Here is a 16,293-nt window from a genome sequence, read left to right on the forward strand (position 1 = left end):
CCCGGCTTCGCCGGAGGGGCCGGATCTGTCGCCACGCGGCAGAACCGGCCCCTCCGGCGTTTGAGGAGCGGGGTGCGGGGCGGACCCTCCGGACAGGCTTGCGGGGCGGAGCCCCGGACAGGCGTCGGCGCCATGTGCCGCCCGTGGGGGCGGGGGCACATGGCGCCGGGGGTGTTCCGTGGGGTTCGGCGGGGTCAGCCGACGTGCTGCGGCTGCCGTTCCACGGCTTCGGCGGGGGCCTCGACCGGGGCGGCCGCCGCGGGGGCGTCCTTCTTCAGGGCGAGGGCCAGGAGGCCGCCCAGGACCAGGAGTCCGGCGCCGATCAGACCGGCGAGCCGGAGGCCTTCCAGGATGTCGGTCTTGGCGGCGTCGACGTAGGTGCCGGAGAAGGTGGAGTTGGCGATGGCGACCAGCACGGCGAGGCCGACGGCGCCGCCGATCTGCTGGGAGGTGGAGGCCATGGCGCCGGCCACGCCCTGCTCCTCCGGGCCGACGCCGGAGCTGGCGGAGGCGAAGACGGAGACGAAGACGAGTCCGCCGCCGACGCCCCAGACGATGGAGCCGGGCAGCAGGGCGTAGAAGGATCCGTCGATGGACATCCCGAAGATGGTCAGGGCGATGCCGATGCCGTTGACGACCATGCCGGTCGACAGGGTGGCGCGCATGCCGAAGCGCTCCATGAACTTCGGGGCGAGCTTGCCGGCTCCGATGATGGAGACCAGGGTCAGCGGCAGGAAGGCGAGGCCGGCCTGGATCGGGCTGTAGCCGAGGACGGGCTGCACGTAGGTGGTGAAGACGTAGTACGCGCCCGCGAGTGCCGTCTGGAAGACGAAGAGCACGGACATGGCGACGACCAGCGGACGGTTCTTCAGCAGCCGCAGCGGCATGAGCGGGTTGCGGGTCTTGGCCTCGGTGATGAAGAACGCGATCAGCAGCACCGCGCCGACGATCAGCGAGCCGAGGGTGACCGTGTCGGACCAGCCCTTCTCCGGGCCGCTGACCAGGCCGGTGACGATGGCGGAGACGCCGATGGTGGAGAGCAGGGCCGCCGGGACGTCGAAGCCCTTGCTGAGGTTGGCGGGACCGTCCGCGCGGATGGCCTTGGGGGCCGGGATCAGGATGATCAGGGCGAGCGGGATGTTGATGAAGAACACCCAGCGCCACGACGCCAGGTCGGTCAGCACACCGCCGAGCAGCGCGCCGGCCGCGAGACCGAGGGAACCGGCCGAACCCCAGGCGGCGAACGCCTTGTTGCGCTGCGTGCCTTCGAAGGAGGTGGCGATGAGGGCCAGGACGGCCGGGAAGAGGAGCGCGCCGCCGATGCCCTGGACGAGGCGGGCGCCGATCAGGAGGCCCTGGTTGGTGGCGAAACCGCCGGCGAGCGAGGAGACCGCGTAGAGGCCCAGGCCCGTCATGAGCAGGCGGCGGGCGCCGATGCGGTCGACCGCGCGGCCGCCGAAGAGCAGCATGCCGCCGAAGGCGACGGCGTAGGCGGAGACGACCCACTGCAGGGACTGGGCGGAGAATCCGAGGTCCGCGCCGATGTCGGGGAGCGCGACGTACACGATGTTGTAGTCGACGCTGATGATGAATTGTGAGAAGGCCAGCAGGAAGAGGACGAGTCCCGTCTTCTTCGCCGGCGTTGCCGTGGTCATAAGGGCTCCTGGATGTGACTGATCGTCAATCTGGGGGTGGTGGGACGGGTGGGGCGGGAGGGATCAGCCGAAGCGGAGCTGGAGCTCGTTCGGGCCGGTGATCCCGATGGCGGGGCGCCAGGTGAGGGGCCCGGTGACGGAGGGCGCCCCCAGCCGGCGGGCCAGTGCGGGCAGCGCCTCGGTGATCTCCATGCGCGCGAGCGGGGCGCCCATGCAGTAGTGCGGGCCGCCGCCGAACTGCATCACGGCCGTCTTGCGCTCGGCCGTGATGTCGAAGACCTCGCCGCCGGGGTAGGCCAGCGGGTCGCGCTGGACGGCCTGCACGCCGATCATGAACATCGTGCCCTCGGGGATGTGCTGCCCGCGGAACTCGATGTCCTCGGCCGCGTACCGGTACACGGCGTTGGAGGAGGGGCGCCAGCGCATGACCTCCTCGACGGCCCGGGGGGCGAGCTCGGGGCGCTCGCCCAGCAGGGCCCACTGGTCGGGGTGCTCGGCGAAGGTGACCAGGGCGTTGGCGAGCTGGAGGCGCGTCGTGTCGTGGGCCGCGAACACCATCGTGACGATGAGGTTCTTCAGCTCGTCGTGGCTGACGTCGCCGTCGGCGCGCCGGGTGGTGACCAGCGCGGATATGAGGTCGTCGGTCGGGTTGGCCAGCTTGTCCGCCATCAGGCCCTCGACGTAGTCGTAGAGGCCGACGACCGCGGCCTCCACCCGCGCCGGGATGTCGCCGCCGAGCGCCAGGCTGAAGACCAGTCCGATCTCCGAGCTCCACTTGCCGAAGACGGGGAAGTCCTTGGCGGGCACGCCGAGGAGCTGGGTCATGACGGTCAGCGGCAGGGCGTCGGCGAAGGCCTCGAAGAAGTCGACCTCGCCGGCGGCGGCGATCTCGTCGGCGAGGCGCTCGCTGGTCTCCCGGATGAGCGGGCGCAGGTTCTCCAGCATGCGGGGGGTGAAGGCCTTGCTCACCAGGGAGCGCATCCGGCGGTGGCTGTCGCCGTCCTGGTTGACCAGGCCGTTCACGAACCAGTCGTAGACCGGGCCGTCGGTGATGCCGTTCTGCTCCATGAAGCCGTGGCCGTTGTGGGTCAGCCGGTTGTCGCGGACGAGCTCCGCGGCCTCGGCGTGACGCAGGACGAGCAGGCCCAGCGGGCTCTCGGCGTACCAGTTCTCGGCCTGCGCCCGGGCCACGTCCGGGGTGTCGAATCGGAACTCGGGGTCGATGACGTTCACGAAGGACACCGAGGTGGAAGCCGGTACGGAAAGGGTTTCCGCTGACATGTCTTAACCGTCCTTGGAATGGCTCGGGTGGAGGTCGGTGGCGCACACGGGCGCGGCCCAGCAGTGAGATTACATAGCGAACGTTCGGTTTTCTCTTTATGGAGCGCTGACCTCCGCGCTCTTGGCAACTTGCCGAACGGGCACCTTTTCGGCCCGGCCGGTTGCGCGCGGGCGCCGGCGGTACTAGTCCTCGCGGTACTGCTGCTCGCGGTACTGCTGCTCGCGGTACTCGGCGGCCGAGCCGGCGGCGGTCGCCTCGCGCAGCTCGATGCGGCGGATCTTGCCCGACACCGTCTTGGGCAGCGGCCCGAACTCGATGCGGCGCAGCCGCTTGTAGGGCGCGAGCACCGCGCGCGAGTGCGCGAAGAGCGTGCGCGCGGTGTCCGGCCCGGGCTCCCAGCCCTCGGCGAGGACGATGTACGCCTTCGGCACGGCGAGGCGGACCTCGTCCGGAGCGGGCACGACGGCGGCCTCGGCGACCGCCTCGTGTTCGAGGAGCGCGCTCTCCAGCTCGAAGGGGGAGATCTTGTAGTCGCTGGCCTTGAACACGTCGTCGCTGCGGCCGATGTAGGTGATGCGGCCGCCCGCGTCCCGCGATCCGATGTCCCCGGTGCGGTAATGGCCGCCGGCCATGACCTCGGCGGTGCGTTCCGCGTCACCGTGGTAGCCGGCCATCAGGCCGACCGGGCGGGGCGAGAGGTCGATGCAGATCTCGCCCTCGTCGGCGGGCTCGCCGGTGACCGGGTCCAGGAGGGTGACGCGGAATCCGGGCGCCGGCAGGCCCATGGAACCGGGGACGACGGGCCGGCCGGGGAAGTTGCCGATGCCGAGGCTCATCTCGGTCTGCCCGTACCCGTCGCGGACCGTCACCCCCCAGGCGGCTCCGACCTGCTCGATGACCTCGGGATTGAGCGGCTCCCCCGCCCCGACCGCCTCGCGGGGCGGGGTGCGCAGCCGGGTCAGGTCGGCCTGGATGAGCATGCGCCAGACGGTGGGCGGAGCACAGAAGCTCGTGACGCCCGCGCGGTCCATCTCGGCCATCAGGCGGGTGGCGTCGAAGCGCGCGTAGTTGTGGACGAAGACGGTGGCCTCGGCGTTCCACGGTGCGAACAGGTTGGACCAGGCGTGCTTGGCCCAACCCGGCGAAGAGATGTTCAGGTGGACGTCGCCGGGCTTCAGCCCGATCCAGTACATCGTCGACAAGTGACCGACGGGGTAGGAGACGTGGGTGTGCTCGACGAGCTTGGGCCGCGAGGTGGTGCCCGAGGTGAAGTAGAGCATCAGGGGGTCGTCGGCGTGCGTCGGGCCGTCGGGTTCGAAGCTCTCCGGGTACCAGTCGGCGCGGTCGTACGACACCCAGCCGGCACCCGGCTTCCCTCCCGTGTCGCCGACGACGATGCGGGTGTAGGTGCCGGGCACCCCGTCGAACTTCGCCCGGTCCTCGGCGCGCACGATCACGTACGAGACCCCGCCGCGCTCGATCCGGTCGCGCAGGTCGACGGGGCCGAGTTGGGGTGTCGCCGGGGTGAGGACGGCGCGCAGCTTCATCGCGGCGAGCGCCGTCTCCCACAGCTCGACCTGGTTGCCGAGCATGACCAGGATCCGGTCGCCGGCCACCACCCCCTGGGCGCGCAGCCAGGTCGCGACCTGGTCGGAGCGGGCGGACAGCCGCGCGAAGGAGTGGCGCTCCTCGCTGCCGTCGTCCTCGACGATGTGCAGGGCGGTGCGCTCGTTGCCCTCGGCGATCACGTCGAACCAGTCGAGCGCCCAGTTGAACTGCGCGGGTCGCGGCCAGACGAAGCCCTCGTACGCGGCTTCCAGGTCCTCCCGGTGGCTCAGGAGGAAGTCGCGTGCGGCCCGGAACTCCCGGGTGGCGGCACTGTTCGGCATGCTCACGCGGCGGCCCCGGCCACGGGGACGACCTTCAGGCCGACGTCGACGCCGGGGTCACGGAGCGACAGCGTGTGGGCGTGGCCCCGGCCGCCGTAACCGATGACCGCGACCTTGCGGCCCCGGACGATGGACAGGTCGGCGTCGTTCTCGTGGAACAGCTCGGCCACTGGAGGAACTCCCTCGGGGGTGGATGGGTGGATGGGGGCGGCTGGGCGGTGGCACGCAGCGGCTTCGAGGGAGCGGACGAGGGACCGCGCGCCCGTGACCTGCTCGGTCTCCATCACGCCCCCCAGACGAGGAAGCGCTTGGGGTGCTCCAGGAGCCGGGCCACGTCGGCCAGCACCTTCGAGCCGAGTTCGCCGTCGACCAGGCGGTGGTCGAAGGAGAGGGCGAGGGTCATGACGTGGCGCGGTTTCACCTTGCCCTGGTGGACCCACGGCCGACGGTTGATCGCGCCGACGGCGAGGATCGCGGACTCGCCCGGGTTCAGGATGGGCGTGCCGGTGTCGACGCCGAAGACGCCGACGTTGGTGAGGGTGACGGTGCCGTCCCGCATATCGGCCGGGGAGGTCTTCCCCTCCTTCGCGGTGACCACCAACTCGGCCAGGGCGCGGGCCAGTTCGGGAAGCGGCTTGGTGTGCGCCCGCTTGATGTTCGGCACGATCAGACCGCGCGGGGTGGCGGCGGCGATGCCCAGGTTGATGTCGTGCTTGAGGACGATCTCCTGGTTGACCTCGTCCCAGGACGCGTTGATCTCCGGGTGGCGCCGGATCGCGACGACCAGGGCCCGGGCGATCAGCAGGAGCGGGTTCACCCGCAGGCCCCGCATCTCCTCGTCCTGCCGGAGTTCCTCGACCAGGTTCATGGTCCGCGTGACGTCGACCGTGACGAACTCCGTGACGTGCGGCGCGGAGAAGGCGCTCGCCACCATGGCCTGCGCGGTGGCCCTTCGCACGCCCTTGACGGGGATACGGGTCACGGGCGGGGCCGGGTCCCCCGCGGGGGGCTCGGCGGTCCGGGGGTGGGTGGCGGCGGCGTGGACGTCGGCGCCGGGCCCTGCCGGGGGCTCGGGGCGGGTGGCGGCGGCATGGACGTCGGCGCGGGTGATGATGCCGTCGGGCCCGGTCGCGGGGACCCCGTCCAGGGCCACGCCGAGGTCCTTGGCGAGCTTGCGGACCGGCGGCTTGGCCAGCGGGCGGGAGCCGTTGAGTGCCGGTACGGCGGGCTTGCCGTTGGCCTGGCCGGTGGCCCCGCCGGCCGTCAGCGCCGGTTTGCGCGGGCGCCGGCGGGAGGGGCCGTCGGACACCCCGTAGCCCACGAGCACGGGCTGCCGGGTCGCCGCGGACGCCGGTTCGGGGGAGGTCTGCGGAGGCAGGGCGAGCGCGGCAGCACCGGCCGGGGCGGCGGGCGCTGCCGGGGCGGCGTTGGCCCGGGCGCTGGTGGCCGGGGCGGACGCCGGGGCGGTGTCCACGGAGATGATCACCTGGCCGACGTCCACCGAGGTGCCCTCGGGGTGGCGCAGTTCGTGCACCACGCCGTCGTACGGGATGGGCAGTTCGACGGCCGCCTTGGCGGTTTCCACCTCGCACACGACCATCCCGTCGTGCACGGTGTCGCCGGGGGCGACGTACCACTTGAGGATTTCCGCCTCGGTGAGGCCCTCGCCGACGTCGGGCAGCTTGAATTCGCGCAAGCGCTGTTCGGTCACCGGTCCCGCCCCCTCAGTACGCCATGGCGCGGTCGACGGCGTCGAGCACCCGGTCCAGGCCGGGGAGGTACTCGTCCTCCAGGCGCGAGGGCGGGTACGGGGAGTGGTAGCCGCCCACGCGCAGCACGGGTGCCTCCAGGTGGTGGAAGCAGCGCTCCGTGATGCGAGCGGCGATCTCCGCTCCGGCCCCGAAGAAGACCGGGGCCTCGTGGACCACGACGAGGCGACCGGTGCGGCGCACGGAGGCGGCGACGGAGTCGAAGTCGATGGGCGAGATGGAGCGCAGGTCGATCACTTCGAGCCGGTGCCCGTCGCGCTCGGCCTCGGCGGCGCTGTCCAGGCAGGTCTTCACCGTCGGCCCGTACCCGACGAGCGTGGCGTCGCGGCCCTCGCGCACGACGCGCGCCGTGTGCAGGGGGTGCGCGGGCGCCGCGGTGTCGACGTCGCCCTTCTCGTAGTAGCGGCGCTTCGGCTCGAAGAAGATCACCGGGTCGTCGCTCTCGATGGACTGCCTGAGCATCCAGTAGGCGTCCGAGGCGTTCGCGGGCGAGACCACCTTCAGGCCGGCGACGTGCGCGAAGAGGGCCTCGGGGGATTCCGAGTGGTGTTCGACCGCGCCGATCCCCCCGCCGTACGGGATGCGGATGACCACCGGCAGCCTGACCTTGCCCAGGGACCGGGCGTGCATCTTCGCGAGCTGCGTGACGATCTGGTCGTAGCCGGGGAAGACGAACCCGTCGAACTGGATCTCCACGACCGGCCGGTAGCCGCGCAGGGCCAGGCCGATGGCGGTGCCGACGATGCCCGACTCGGCGAGCGGGGTGTCCATGACCCGCTCCTCGCCGAACTCCTCCTGCAGGCCGTCGGTGATGCGGAAGACACCGCCGAGCCGGCCGACGTCCTCGCCCATGACCAGGACCTTCGGGTCGTGTGCCATGGCGGCGCGCAGGGCCTCGTTGACGGCCCGGCCCAGCGGCAGCGGCTTCGCACCGGAGGGCACGGCGGCCGTCGCCGTCTTCTTCTCGGTCGTCAGGGTCGTCATGTCACTTCCCTCCGGTGTGGGCGAAGGACGCCTCGTAGCGGGTGAACCCGGTGCGTTCCTCGTCGACCAGGGCGTGCGGGTCGGCGTAGACGTGTTCGAAGATCGCCTCGGTGGCGGGGGCCGGCATGGAGCGGACCTGCTCGCGCAGCCGCCGGGCGAGCGCTTCGCCCTCCCGGTCCACCCCGGTCAGGAAGGCCTCGTCGGCCCATCCGTTGTCGAGGAGGTGGCTCTTCAGCCGGGCGATGGGGTCGCGGCCCGCCCATTCCTCGACCTCGGCGGAGTCCCGGTACTTGGTCGGGTCGTCGGAGGTGGTGTGGGCGCCCATGCGGTAGGTGTACGCCTCCACGAGCGTGGGGCCCCCACCGCTGCGGGCCCGCTCCAGCGCGGCCCGGGTCACGGCGAGCGTGGCGAGTACGTCGTTCCCGTCGACCCGGACGCCGGGGAAGCCGAACCCGGCCGCCCGCCGGTGGATGGGGACCCGGCTCTGCTTCTCGGTGGGTTCGGAGATGGCCCACTGGTTGTTCTGGCAGAAGAACACGACCGGGGCGCCGTGGACGGCGGCGAAGTTGAAGGCCTCGCTGACGTCGCCCTGGCTGGTGGCTCCGTCGCCGAAGTACACGATGACGGCGGTCTCGGCGCCGTCCTTGGCGACGCCCATGGCGTATCCGGTGGCGTGCAGCGCCTGGGAGCCGATGACCAGGGTGTAGAGGTGGAAGCCGTGGTCGGCCGGGTCCCAGCCGCCGTTGTTCACGCCCCGGAACATGGCCAGCAGCTTCACCGGGTCGACGTCGCGGCACAGGGCGACGCCGTGGTCGCGATAGCTGGGGAAGACGTGGTCGCCGGCGTGCAGGGCGCGGGCGGAGCCGATCTGTGCGGCTTCCTGGCCGAGCAGGGAGGGCCACAGGCCGAGCTCGCCCTGCCGCTGGAGCGTCACTCCCTCGGCGTCGGTTCGGCGGGCGAGCACCATGTCCCGGTAGAGCCCGCGCAGTTCCTCCGGGGTGGGCTCGATGTCGTAGTCGGGGTGTGCCACCCGCCGGCCGTCGGGGTTCAGCAGCTGTACCGCGTCGGCCGCGGGCGGCTGCGCCCTGCCCGCTCCCCCTTTCCCGTCGGCGAGACCGCCCGCCGTTTTCCCCGTTCCCATCGGAATGTCCACTCCCCTGTCGTTCGCTGCGTGTTCTCGGTGCGCGGCTCCGTCCGGCCGCGGCTGCCTGCTGTCCTCGGCGCGCTCAGGCGCTCGTCCTCTGGCGGGGCAGCACCGCCTCGGCCGTGGCGCGGGCCTTGCGCGAGCGCGACCACCTGCGGGTGAGGGGGCGCTCCACCCAGGCGTAGAGCGCCCAGGCGAGCAGTACGGCGGCGGCCAGCTCTCCGGCGAGGACCGCGAAGGCGGCCGGGGTGTCGAAGAGGCGGTCGCCGAGCAGGTGGCGGGCGTACTCCAGCACGGTGAAGTGCACGAGGTAGAAGGCGAAGGAGATCTCGCCGAGCCAGACCATCGCGCGGTTGCGGAAGATCGTGAAGCGGCCCTCGTCGTCGGCGATGGCGCCGGCGGCGATGAGCAGGGCGGCGGGGATGATGCAGGTGATGCGCAGCCCGAACATCCACGGCACGTACAGGGTGGCGACGTACGAGACGGCGAGCAGCGCGCCCGACCAGATCATGCCGATGTTGCGCCAGCGGCCCAGGACCACGGCCCGACCGACGAGCATGCCGAGGGCGAAGTCGAGGAGGCGGCCGGGCGGGAAGACGTAGGAGAACCAGAAGTAGTTGGCCGACTGGCCGGGCTCGTTCGGGACGACGCCGGTGCCCACCGGGATGATGGCGTAGGTGACGAGCGGGGTCACGGCCACGGCCGCGACGACGCCGCCGATCCAGTACTTCAGCCGGTGGCCGGGGATGCGCCGCAGCACCAGGTAGAGGGCCGGGAAGGCCAGGTAGAAGAACGCCTCCGTGGACAGCGACCAGCCGACGTTGTTCACCGCGAAGTTCGTGGCGACGTCGGGCACCCACGACTGGAGCATGAAGAGGCTGAGGAAACCCTGTGCCGGGGTGGTGTGCGAGCCGTCGACGCCCTCGACGAGCACGAGTGCGAGCACCCAGGCCACGACGTACGGGGGCACGATCTTGGCGTAGCGCCGGCGCCAGAAGGCCCTCGCCGTGTCACCGGGGCGGGCGGACCAGATCAGGATGAAGCCGCTGAGCATGAACCAGAAGGGCATGGTCAGCCCGGCCACGCCGCCGAGGGCCTTGTAGATGCCCCGCTCCACGCCGCTGTCGGCGAAGATCCGGATGCTGGCGAAGGGCAGTACCGCGTGGAAGAGGAACACCAGCAGGGCCACTGGGAAGCGCAGGCCGGTCAGCGTGGGAAGCCTGCTGGTGCGCGGGGCCGTGACGTCTTGGACCGGTGGGGCGGGGCTTTCCGTTCTTGTGAGGCTCGCGGTGCTCACGGGACTGTCTCTCCTTGGGTGGCTGGGAACTGGTCGCCCGTCAGATGTCGAGGACGAGGCGCTTCGAGGCGCAGCGCGAGACGCAGAGCATCATCACGTCGCCCGCGGCGTGCTGTTCGCTGCTCAGCAGGGTGTCCCGGTGGTCCGGGGCGCCCTCGATGACACGGGTTTCGCAGGTGCCGCAGACACCGTCGCGGCAGGAGGCTTCGACGTAGACGCCGGCGTCTTCCAGGGCGTCGACGATCGACTCGTCCGGGCCCACGGTCACGGTCTGTCCGGAGCGGGCGCACTCCACTTCGAAGGCCCGCTCGCCCTCCTCGGGGGCCTGGGCCTTGACTCCGGCGAAGCGTTCGACGTGCAGCCGGTCGTGCAGGGCGAGCTCCGCGCACAGGGCCTCGGCCTCGGCGACGAGCGACTCGGGCCCGCAGCAGTAGACCCGGGTGTCGCCGCGGACCTGAGCGAGGACCGCGCGGAGGTCGATGCGCCCGCTCTCGTCCTTCGGGTGGAGGGCCACCGCGCTGTCGGGGGTGGCGCCGGCCAGTGCGCCGATCTCCTCGGTGAAGGCCATCGAGGAGCGGCTGCGGCCGCCGTACCAGAACCGGACGTTCCTGCCGCGGGCCGCGGCCTCGCGGGCGTGGACGAGCAGCGGGGTGACGCCGATGCCGCCCGCGACGAAGACGTACGATCCGGCGTCGGCCAGCGGGAAGTGGTTGCGCGGCCCTCCCACGGTGACGGTGGCGCCGGGGCGGAGCTCGCGGTGCACGAACGCGGAGCCGCCGCGCGAGTCGGGTGCCCGCAGGACGGCGATCCGGTAGCGGGTGGTGTCCGCGGGGTCGCCGCAGAGGCTGTACTGCCGGACCTGGTCGCCGGCGTGCAGGTCGATGTGGGCGCCGGGCGCCCAGTCGGGCAGCGGTTTGCCGTCCGGGTGCACCAGGTCGACGGAGAGGACGTCGTCCGCCTCGTGCGTCATCCGGTGCACCAGCAGCTCGAACCGCGGTTCGCCGCTCACGGCGTGGTCTTGGTGCCGAACCGGACGGGGTTGGCGAGCACGACGCCGTGGCTCTTGACGTCGATGACCAGGCGGTCGCCGTCGGCGATGCGGAAGCCGTCGTGGAAGCTGGCCTTGTCCGCGCCGAGGAGCACGTAGTTGACCATGCCGGGGCGGCGGATCGCCGGGTACTCGAAGAGGTTGGCCATCATGTCGCGGGCCTTGAAGTAGAGGGCGTCCTCGCCGCAGTCGAAGTTGCCCTCCCACGCGGACACGCCGTCGCGTTCGATGGTGACGCGGCCGGTCACGGTCTTCGGCGGTTCGCCGAGGAACAGCCAGGGGGCGATGGAGGTGTCGCTGAGCTTGCAGTACGGGTTCCAGCCCGGGTTCTGCCGGTGCAGGCCGATGTCGCACAGGTCGTTGCCGAAGGTGTAGCCGACGTAGTGCGGGTCGCCGTTGTCGTCGTTGACGTAGACCAGCGCGACCTCCGGCTCCTCGATCAGCGCGACGGCCTTCTTCGGTACGACGAGGGTCTCGTCGGGCATGCGCAGCCAGGAGCCGAAGCCCTTGAAGAACCAGTTCGGGGCGACGAACTCCTCGCCCTCGACGGGATCCCTGTCGAACTTGGAGCGGTGGGTGCCCATGAAGCCGCTGAGCAGCGCGTTTCCGGTGGTGGTGGGCAGCAGCGGCGGCAGGTACCGCAGTTCGGGGTCGCCGGCGGTGACGGTGATCCGCTCGGCCTCGCCGATGACGGTGGCCACGACCTGGGCCGGCTCCTCGGCGGCGATGAACTCGGCCTGGAGCTGCCCGTCGGACACCTGGTACAGCGTCAGGGCGTCACCGGCGACCGGCAGGTCGAAGCCCACGTACCGCTCGCCCTTGTACTCGCATTCGAACAGGATCGTCATGGTGGTCGGCCCTCCTGAGGCCGTGGGGCGGCACGGAGCCGCGCGGAAGCGGTCCGGATGCCGGGAGGTGCCCCGGCATCCGGAGGGTGGGTTCGGTGGGTGGTGGGTCAGGCGGCGGTGCGGGCGGCCGGTGCGGCCGGCTCGCGTACGAGGTCCGCCAGGGCCTTCTCGACCTGGTCGAGCGCGGCGCGGATCCAGTCGAGTGCAAGGGGGTCGCCGGCGGCGAGGGCCGCCTCCTGCTGCTCCTCGCCGTCGCCGTAGAGGCGGCTGGTGGCCACCCGCAGCCGCAGGGACTCCGCCGGCTCGCCGAAGGCGCTCGCCGGGAGGACGCCCACGCCGTGGTGTTCGACGAGGTACTGCGCGAGCTCGGCCCCGCTGTGCACGCCGTGGGCCCGGGCGAGGTGGTCGCGCAGCGGCTCGAAGTCGGGGTACAGGTAGCAGGTCGCGGTGACGGGCGGGACCAGGGCCCCGGCGGCGGTGAACCGCTCGGCCATCGCGCGGGCCACCTTCTCGTGGAGCCGGCGGCTCGCGGCGACCCGTTCGACCACTTCGGCCGGCTCGTCGAAGGCGTACGCGGCCGCCGCCTGGACGGGCGCGGCGGGGCTGGACCAGATCTGGCTGGCGACGCCGACCAGCCGTTCCCGCAGGGCGTGGCCCGCCTCGCCGTCGGGGAGCCGGGCCACGCCGATCCGCCAGCCGCCGATCGCCAGGTTCTTCGTGAGTCCCGTGGTGACGATCGTCCGCTCGGGGGCGTACGCGGCGGGGGACACGGCAGGGGTGGCCGCCGCGTCGTACACCAGGTCGCAGTAGATCTCGTCGGAGATGACGACGAGGTCGAGCTCCCTGGCCGCCTCGCCCAGGCGCCGTACGGTGTCGGGCCGGGCGATGGTGCCGGTGGGGTTGTCCGGCAGGGTCACGACGACGGAGCGCGGGTCGTGCCCGGCGGCCCGGGCGGCGGTGACGGTCTCGCGCAGCAGGTCGGGGTCGGGTACGCCGCCCTGGCCCGGCAGGGTCGGGACGGAGAAGTGGCGGACTCCGACGAGGTCGGCCTGGGCCGCGTAGCTGACCCAGCTCGGCATCGGGATGACCACGTCGCCGCCGACGGCGAGGAGCGCCGCGAACAGCAGCGGTTTGCTGCCGGGTCCGCTGACGACCTGCTCGAGCGTCGTGTCGAGGCCGCGCCGCCGCCAGTAGCCGGCGGCCGCGGCGCGCAGCGCCGGGGATCCGGCGACGGGGCCGTACGTGCCGAGCGGTGCGGCCTCGGCGAGCCTGGCCCGCAGTCCGGGGTGGACGGGCAGGCCGATCTCGCCGCTGGCCATCGAGAGCACGCTCTGTCCGGCCAGGCGCCTGCGGGCGATGGCCTCGTCGGCGGCGAGCGTCGCCGACATGGTCACGTTCGTGGGCTCGGGCACGGTGCTCACGCCTCGCCGTAGAGCTCTCGGAGGGTGGCCTTGCGCACCTTGCCGGTCAGGGTCTTGGGCAGGGCGTCGATCACCTCCAGGCGGTCGGGCAGGAAGCGCGGGTCGAGGTCGGTCTCCTGGAGGTAGGCGCGGATCTCCTCCAGCGTCGGGTGCTCGTCGCCGGTGGGGACGACGACCGCGAGGATCGGGTCCTCGACCTTGCCGGTCGGGCCGACGAGGGTGGTCTCGGCGACCTTGGGGTGCCGGTTGACGATCGACTCGATCTCGGCCATGGGCACGACCATGCCGTCGCGCTTGATGGCGTCACTGGCCCGGCACAGGATGCGGATGCCGCCGCGGCCGTCGTCGCGGGCCACGTCGCCGGTGTCGAACCAGGCGTCGTCCATGAGGTGGGCCTGGTACTCGGCGTCGCGCCGGTAGTAGCCGAGGGCCTGGGAGGCGCCGCGCACCCGGAGCCGGCCGACGGGGGCCCGCTCGGTGGGGTTGATGCACTTGTCGATCCGGATCTCCATGGCGTCGATCGGCCGGCCGTTGCTGTGTGCCGCCCAGTCCTGGTTGTAGTCCAGCTTGGTGATGGTGACCGGGCCGTTCTCGGACATGCCCCACAGCGAGTACGTACGGGCGCCGAGGGTCTCGCGCAGGTCGTCGACCAGCGGCTGGAGCACCTGTGCGGAGCCGGTCACCACGTGGCGCAGCGTGTGGACGTCGCGCGGCTCGTCCCGCTGGGACTGGGCGATGTCGGTGAGGGTGGGCGGGGGGCCGTACAGCAGGGTGGCGCCGTACTTCTGGACCAGGTCGAGGAGGGCCTCGTTCTTGCGGTGGTCCTGGAAGGCGATGGTGCCGCCGAGCATGACACTGGCGAGGACGCCCTGGCCGAAGCCGGAGTAGTGGACGAGCGGGGTGGTCACGGCGGCGACCAGGTGCTCGTCGAGGAGGAAGGTGTCGACGTAGCCGCGGATGGCGGAGTGGACGGTGTTCTGGCTGTGCAGGACGCCCTTGGACTCGCCGGTGGTGCCGGAGGTGAACAGGACGACGAACGGGTCGTCGGGCCGCAGTTCCCGCCCCGCCAGGTCCTCGTCGTGGACGTCCTCCCAGTGGGTGTCGACGAAGTGGTCGCGGAAGTCGATCGCGCCTTCGGGCGCGTGACCGTCCACGATCACCACGTTCTCCAGGCTGGGGAGTTCCTGCTTCAGCCGGTGCGCGGTCTCGCCGAGCCGGTCGCCCTCCCATTCCGCGACGGTGATGATGACGCGGGCCTCGGTGAGCGACAGGCGGTGGCGCAGCGGCTCCTCGGGGGTGGTGGGTGCGATCGGGCAGATGACCGCGCCGACGCGGATGCACGCGTACAGCAGGGGCACCATCTCCCAGCGGTTGGGGAGCTGGACGGCCACGAAGTCGCCTGGCTGAACGCCGAGTTCGACGAGGGCTCCGGCGAACCGGTCGGTGAGTTGGCGCAGCTCGATGTAGTCGAGGGTGTCGGTGCGGGCCTCCTCGATGCGGCGGCCGGCGACCGCCAGCTTGTGGGGGCGCAGGCGGGCCTGGCGACGGAGGTCGTCGAGGAAGGTCTCGGTGCGCCACCAGCCGCGCTGGTAGTAGAGGGCCTCGCGGGCCTCGCGTCCGTCCGGCATGGGGCTGGTGATCTCGATGACGGGCATCGTCTCGCGGGTGAGGACGACTCCGTCGACCACGGGCGGGGCGGGCGGGACGGGTGCTTCCACGGTCTCGGTGGTCATCGGCGGTCCTTCCGGCGGGCGGTGAGCAGGATCGGCAGGGGGTCGCCCGCCTGGGCCGCGGCGATTTCGAGGAGGTCGCGGGTGTTGGTGCGGACCCGGTCGCCGACCCAGTCGAAGACCCAGGCCTTGCGGGCGTCCGCGGCCAGGTCGAAGGGGACGACGCGGGTGACGGCGAGGGCGGCCGAGGCGGCCCCGCCGATGTTGGCGATCACGCCGGGCACGAGGACCGTGCCGGAGGCGCGCACCTTCTCCTTGGCCTCGGAGCTGGAGCTGAGGTTGCCGCCCTCGACGACGAGGCCGGCCCGTACGCGGTGGGCGTTCTCGGCGTTGATCGCGTGCTTCTGCGCCGCGAGGATCAGCAGGTCGGCGTCCACGTCCAGCCAGGCGTCCGGTTCGTCGGAGACGGTGACGTCCTGCGGCAGGCGCGAGCGGTCGATCTTCCCGAACTCGTCGGTGATGGCGACGAGTTCGGCCACCGGCAGCCGGTCGGCGCTGATGGTGCCCTGGACGTCGGCGACACCGACGACGGTGTGCCCGCGCTCCTCCAGGAAGTGCCCGACGGCGCGGCCGACGGCGCCGAAGCCCTGGATCACGACCCGGGACGGGCCCGTGCGGCCGCTCGCCTCCAGGGCGGTGACGGCGGCGACGCCGACGCCGTGGCCGGTGCAGTCGATCAGCGGCTCGTAGTAGGTGCGCCAGTCGATGGGCATGTCCGGGGCGCCGAGGCGGAAGCGCGGGTCGTACCCGGCCTCGTCGAAGAAGACGGCGCGGTCGGCGGGGGTGACACCCATGTCGATGCCGAGGTGGATGCCGCCGTGCAGCAGGGGCTTGACGGTGCGGCCGAAGGTGCGGAAGGTCGTCTCGCGGTCGCCGCCGTCGGCGACGATGCCGGCCTTGGCGCCGCCGATGGGCAGGCCGGCGAGGGTGAACTTGTGCGTCATGTCGCGGGCGAGACCGGCCACCTCCTCCTGGGTGACGCCGGCGGTCATCCGGGTGCCGCCCATGGCCAGGCCGTCGTAGAGGGAGTCGACGACGACCCATCCCTTGAGGGATCCTCCGCTGCCGTTCAGCGAAACGGTGAAAGCCGGATCTTCGGGCGTGTCCGCGGCGGGGCCGCCGTCCAGAGAACTCATGTGCCAAGAACCTCTCAATCGAATCGATGGGGGTGTCCGTGCGCGCGTGGGCGGTCGCGGGCGTGCCGCACGATCGACGACGGGGGATGC

12 protein-coding genes and 1 pseudogene are annotated in these 16,293 nt (G+C 71.9%); all 13 read right to left on the minus strand.

Annotated features, from left to right (window positions below; translation table 11 throughout):
- Positions 1-194 precede the first annotated feature (194 nt).
- Positions 195-1,655, minus strand: a complete 1,461-nt coding sequence (locus tag ACFYZL_RS34435) for an MFS transporter (protein ID WP_384744512.1) — start codon at positions 1,653-1,655, stop codon at positions 195-197.
- Between the two features lie 63 nt (positions 1,656-1,718).
- Complete coding sequence (locus tag ACFYZL_RS34440; RefSeq protein WP_384744511.1) at positions 1,719-2,936, minus strand: cytochrome P450; 1,218 nt, start codon at positions 2,934-2,936, stop codon at positions 1,719-1,721.
- 183 nt (positions 2,937-3,119) lie between these two features.
- Positions 3,120-4,826, minus strand: coding sequence for an AMP-binding protein (locus ACFYZL_RS34445; protein WP_388684504.1), 1,707 nt, complete (start codon positions 4,824-4,826; stop codon positions 3,120-3,122).
- Positions 4,827-4,831: 5 nt separating this feature from the next.
- Positions 4,832-4,996: pseudogene (locus ACFYZL_RS34450) on the minus strand (ketol-acid reductoisomerase); the annotation flags it as partial.
- Positions 4,997-5,109: 113 nt separating this feature from the next.
- On the minus strand, positions 5,110-6,537 hold the full coding sequence (locus ACFYZL_RS34455) for a dihydrolipoamide acetyltransferase family protein (protein ID WP_384744509.1): 1,428 nt from the start codon (positions 6,535-6,537) through the stop codon (positions 5,110-5,112).
- 13 nt (positions 6,538-6,550) lie between these two features.
- The gene (locus tag ACFYZL_RS34460) at positions 6,551-7,579 is read right to left on the minus strand and encodes an alpha-ketoacid dehydrogenase subunit beta (protein WP_384744508.1); all 1,029 of its coding nucleotides are present in this window, start codon (positions 7,577-7,579) and stop codon (positions 6,551-6,553) included.
- A gap of 1 nt (position 7,580) precedes the next feature.
- Complete coding sequence (gene pdhA, locus ACFYZL_RS34465; protein ID WP_388684472.1) at positions 7,581-8,720, minus strand: pyruvate dehydrogenase (acetyl-transferring) E1 component subunit alpha; 1,140 nt, start codon at positions 8,718-8,720, stop codon at positions 7,581-7,583.
- 85 nt (positions 8,721-8,805) lie between these two features.
- Entirely contained in the window at positions 8,806-10,020 is a 1,215-nt protein-coding gene (locus ACFYZL_RS34470) for an acyltransferase family protein (protein WP_384744506.1), read from the minus strand.
- A gap of 40 nt (positions 10,021-10,060) precedes the next feature.
- Positions 10,061-10,990: a PDR/VanB family oxidoreductase gene (locus ACFYZL_RS34475; RefSeq protein ID WP_388684506.1), complete on the minus strand. Its 930-nt coding sequence runs from the start codon at positions 10,988-10,990 to the stop codon at positions 10,061-10,063.
- A gap of 35 nt (positions 10,991-11,025) precedes the next feature.
- The gene (locus ACFYZL_RS34480) at positions 11,026-11,916 is read right to left on the minus strand and encodes a fumarylacetoacetate (FAA) hydrolase (protein ID WP_384744504.1); all 891 of its coding nucleotides are present in this window, start codon (positions 11,914-11,916) and stop codon (positions 11,026-11,028) included.
- Positions 11,917-12,023: 107 nt separating this feature from the next.
- A complete protein-coding gene (locus tag ACFYZL_RS34485; RefSeq protein ID WP_388684476.1) occupies positions 12,024-13,328 on the minus strand; it encodes a pyridoxal phosphate-dependent aminotransferase in 1,305 nt (434 codons plus the stop codon).
- 5 nt (positions 13,329-13,333) lie between these two features.
- Positions 13,334-15,070 (minus strand): AMP-binding protein, encoded by a 1,737-nt coding sequence (locus ACFYZL_RS34490; protein WP_384744501.1) that lies wholly within the window; start codon positions 15,068-15,070, stop codon positions 13,334-13,336.
- A complete protein-coding gene (locus ACFYZL_RS34495) occupies positions 15,067-16,203 on the minus strand; it encodes a Glu/Leu/Phe/Val dehydrogenase dimerization domain-containing protein (protein WP_388684479.1) in 1,137 nt (378 codons plus the stop codon). The genes ACFYZL_RS34490 and ACFYZL_RS34495 overlap by 4 nt, the downstream gene beginning before the upstream one ends.
- Between the last annotated feature and the right edge of the window lie 90 nt (positions 16,204-16,293).

This window comes from Streptomyces sp. NPDC001717, assembly GCF_042892775.1.
Taxonomy (GTDB): domain Bacteria; phylum Actinomycetota; class Actinomycetes; order Streptomycetales; family Streptomycetaceae; genus Streptomyces.

Bases quoted from the DNA above. Each gene is read 5' to 3' on its own strand.
- ACFYZL_RS34435 (WP_384744512.1), bottom strand. From the start codon at position 1,655: ATGACCACGGCAACGCCGGCGAAGAAGACGGGACTCGTCCTCTTCCTG.
- ACFYZL_RS34460 (WP_384744508.1), bottom strand. From the start codon at position 7,579: ATGACGACCCTGACGACCGAGAAGAAGACGGCGACGGCCGCCGTGCCC.
- ACFYZL_RS34475 (WP_388684506.1), bottom strand. From the start codon at position 10,990: ATGACGCACGAGGCGGACGACGTCCTCTCCGTCGACCTGGTGCACCCG.
- ACFYZL_RS34445 (WP_388684504.1), bottom strand. From the start codon at position 4,826: ATGCCGAACAGTGCCGCCACCCGGGAGTTCCGGGCCGCACGCGACTTC.
- pdhA (WP_388684472.1), bottom strand. From the start codon at position 8,720: ATGGGAACGGGGAAAACGGCGGGCGGTCTCGCCGACGGGAAAGGGGGA.
- ACFYZL_RS34495 (WP_388684479.1), bottom strand. From the start codon at position 16,203: ATGAGTTCTCTGGACGGCGGCCCCGCCGCGGACACGCCCGAAGATCCG.
- ACFYZL_RS34480 (WP_384744504.1), bottom strand. From the start codon at position 11,916: ATGACGATCCTGTTCGAATGCGAGTACAAGGGCGAGCGGTACGTGGGC.
- ACFYZL_RS34440 (WP_384744511.1), bottom strand. From the start codon at position 2,936: ATGTCAGCGGAAACCCTTTCCGTACCGGCTTCCACCTCGGTGTCCTTC.
- ACFYZL_RS34490 (WP_384744501.1), bottom strand. From the start codon at position 15,070: ATGACCACCGAGACCGTGGAAGCACCCGTCCCGCCCGCCCCGCCCGTG.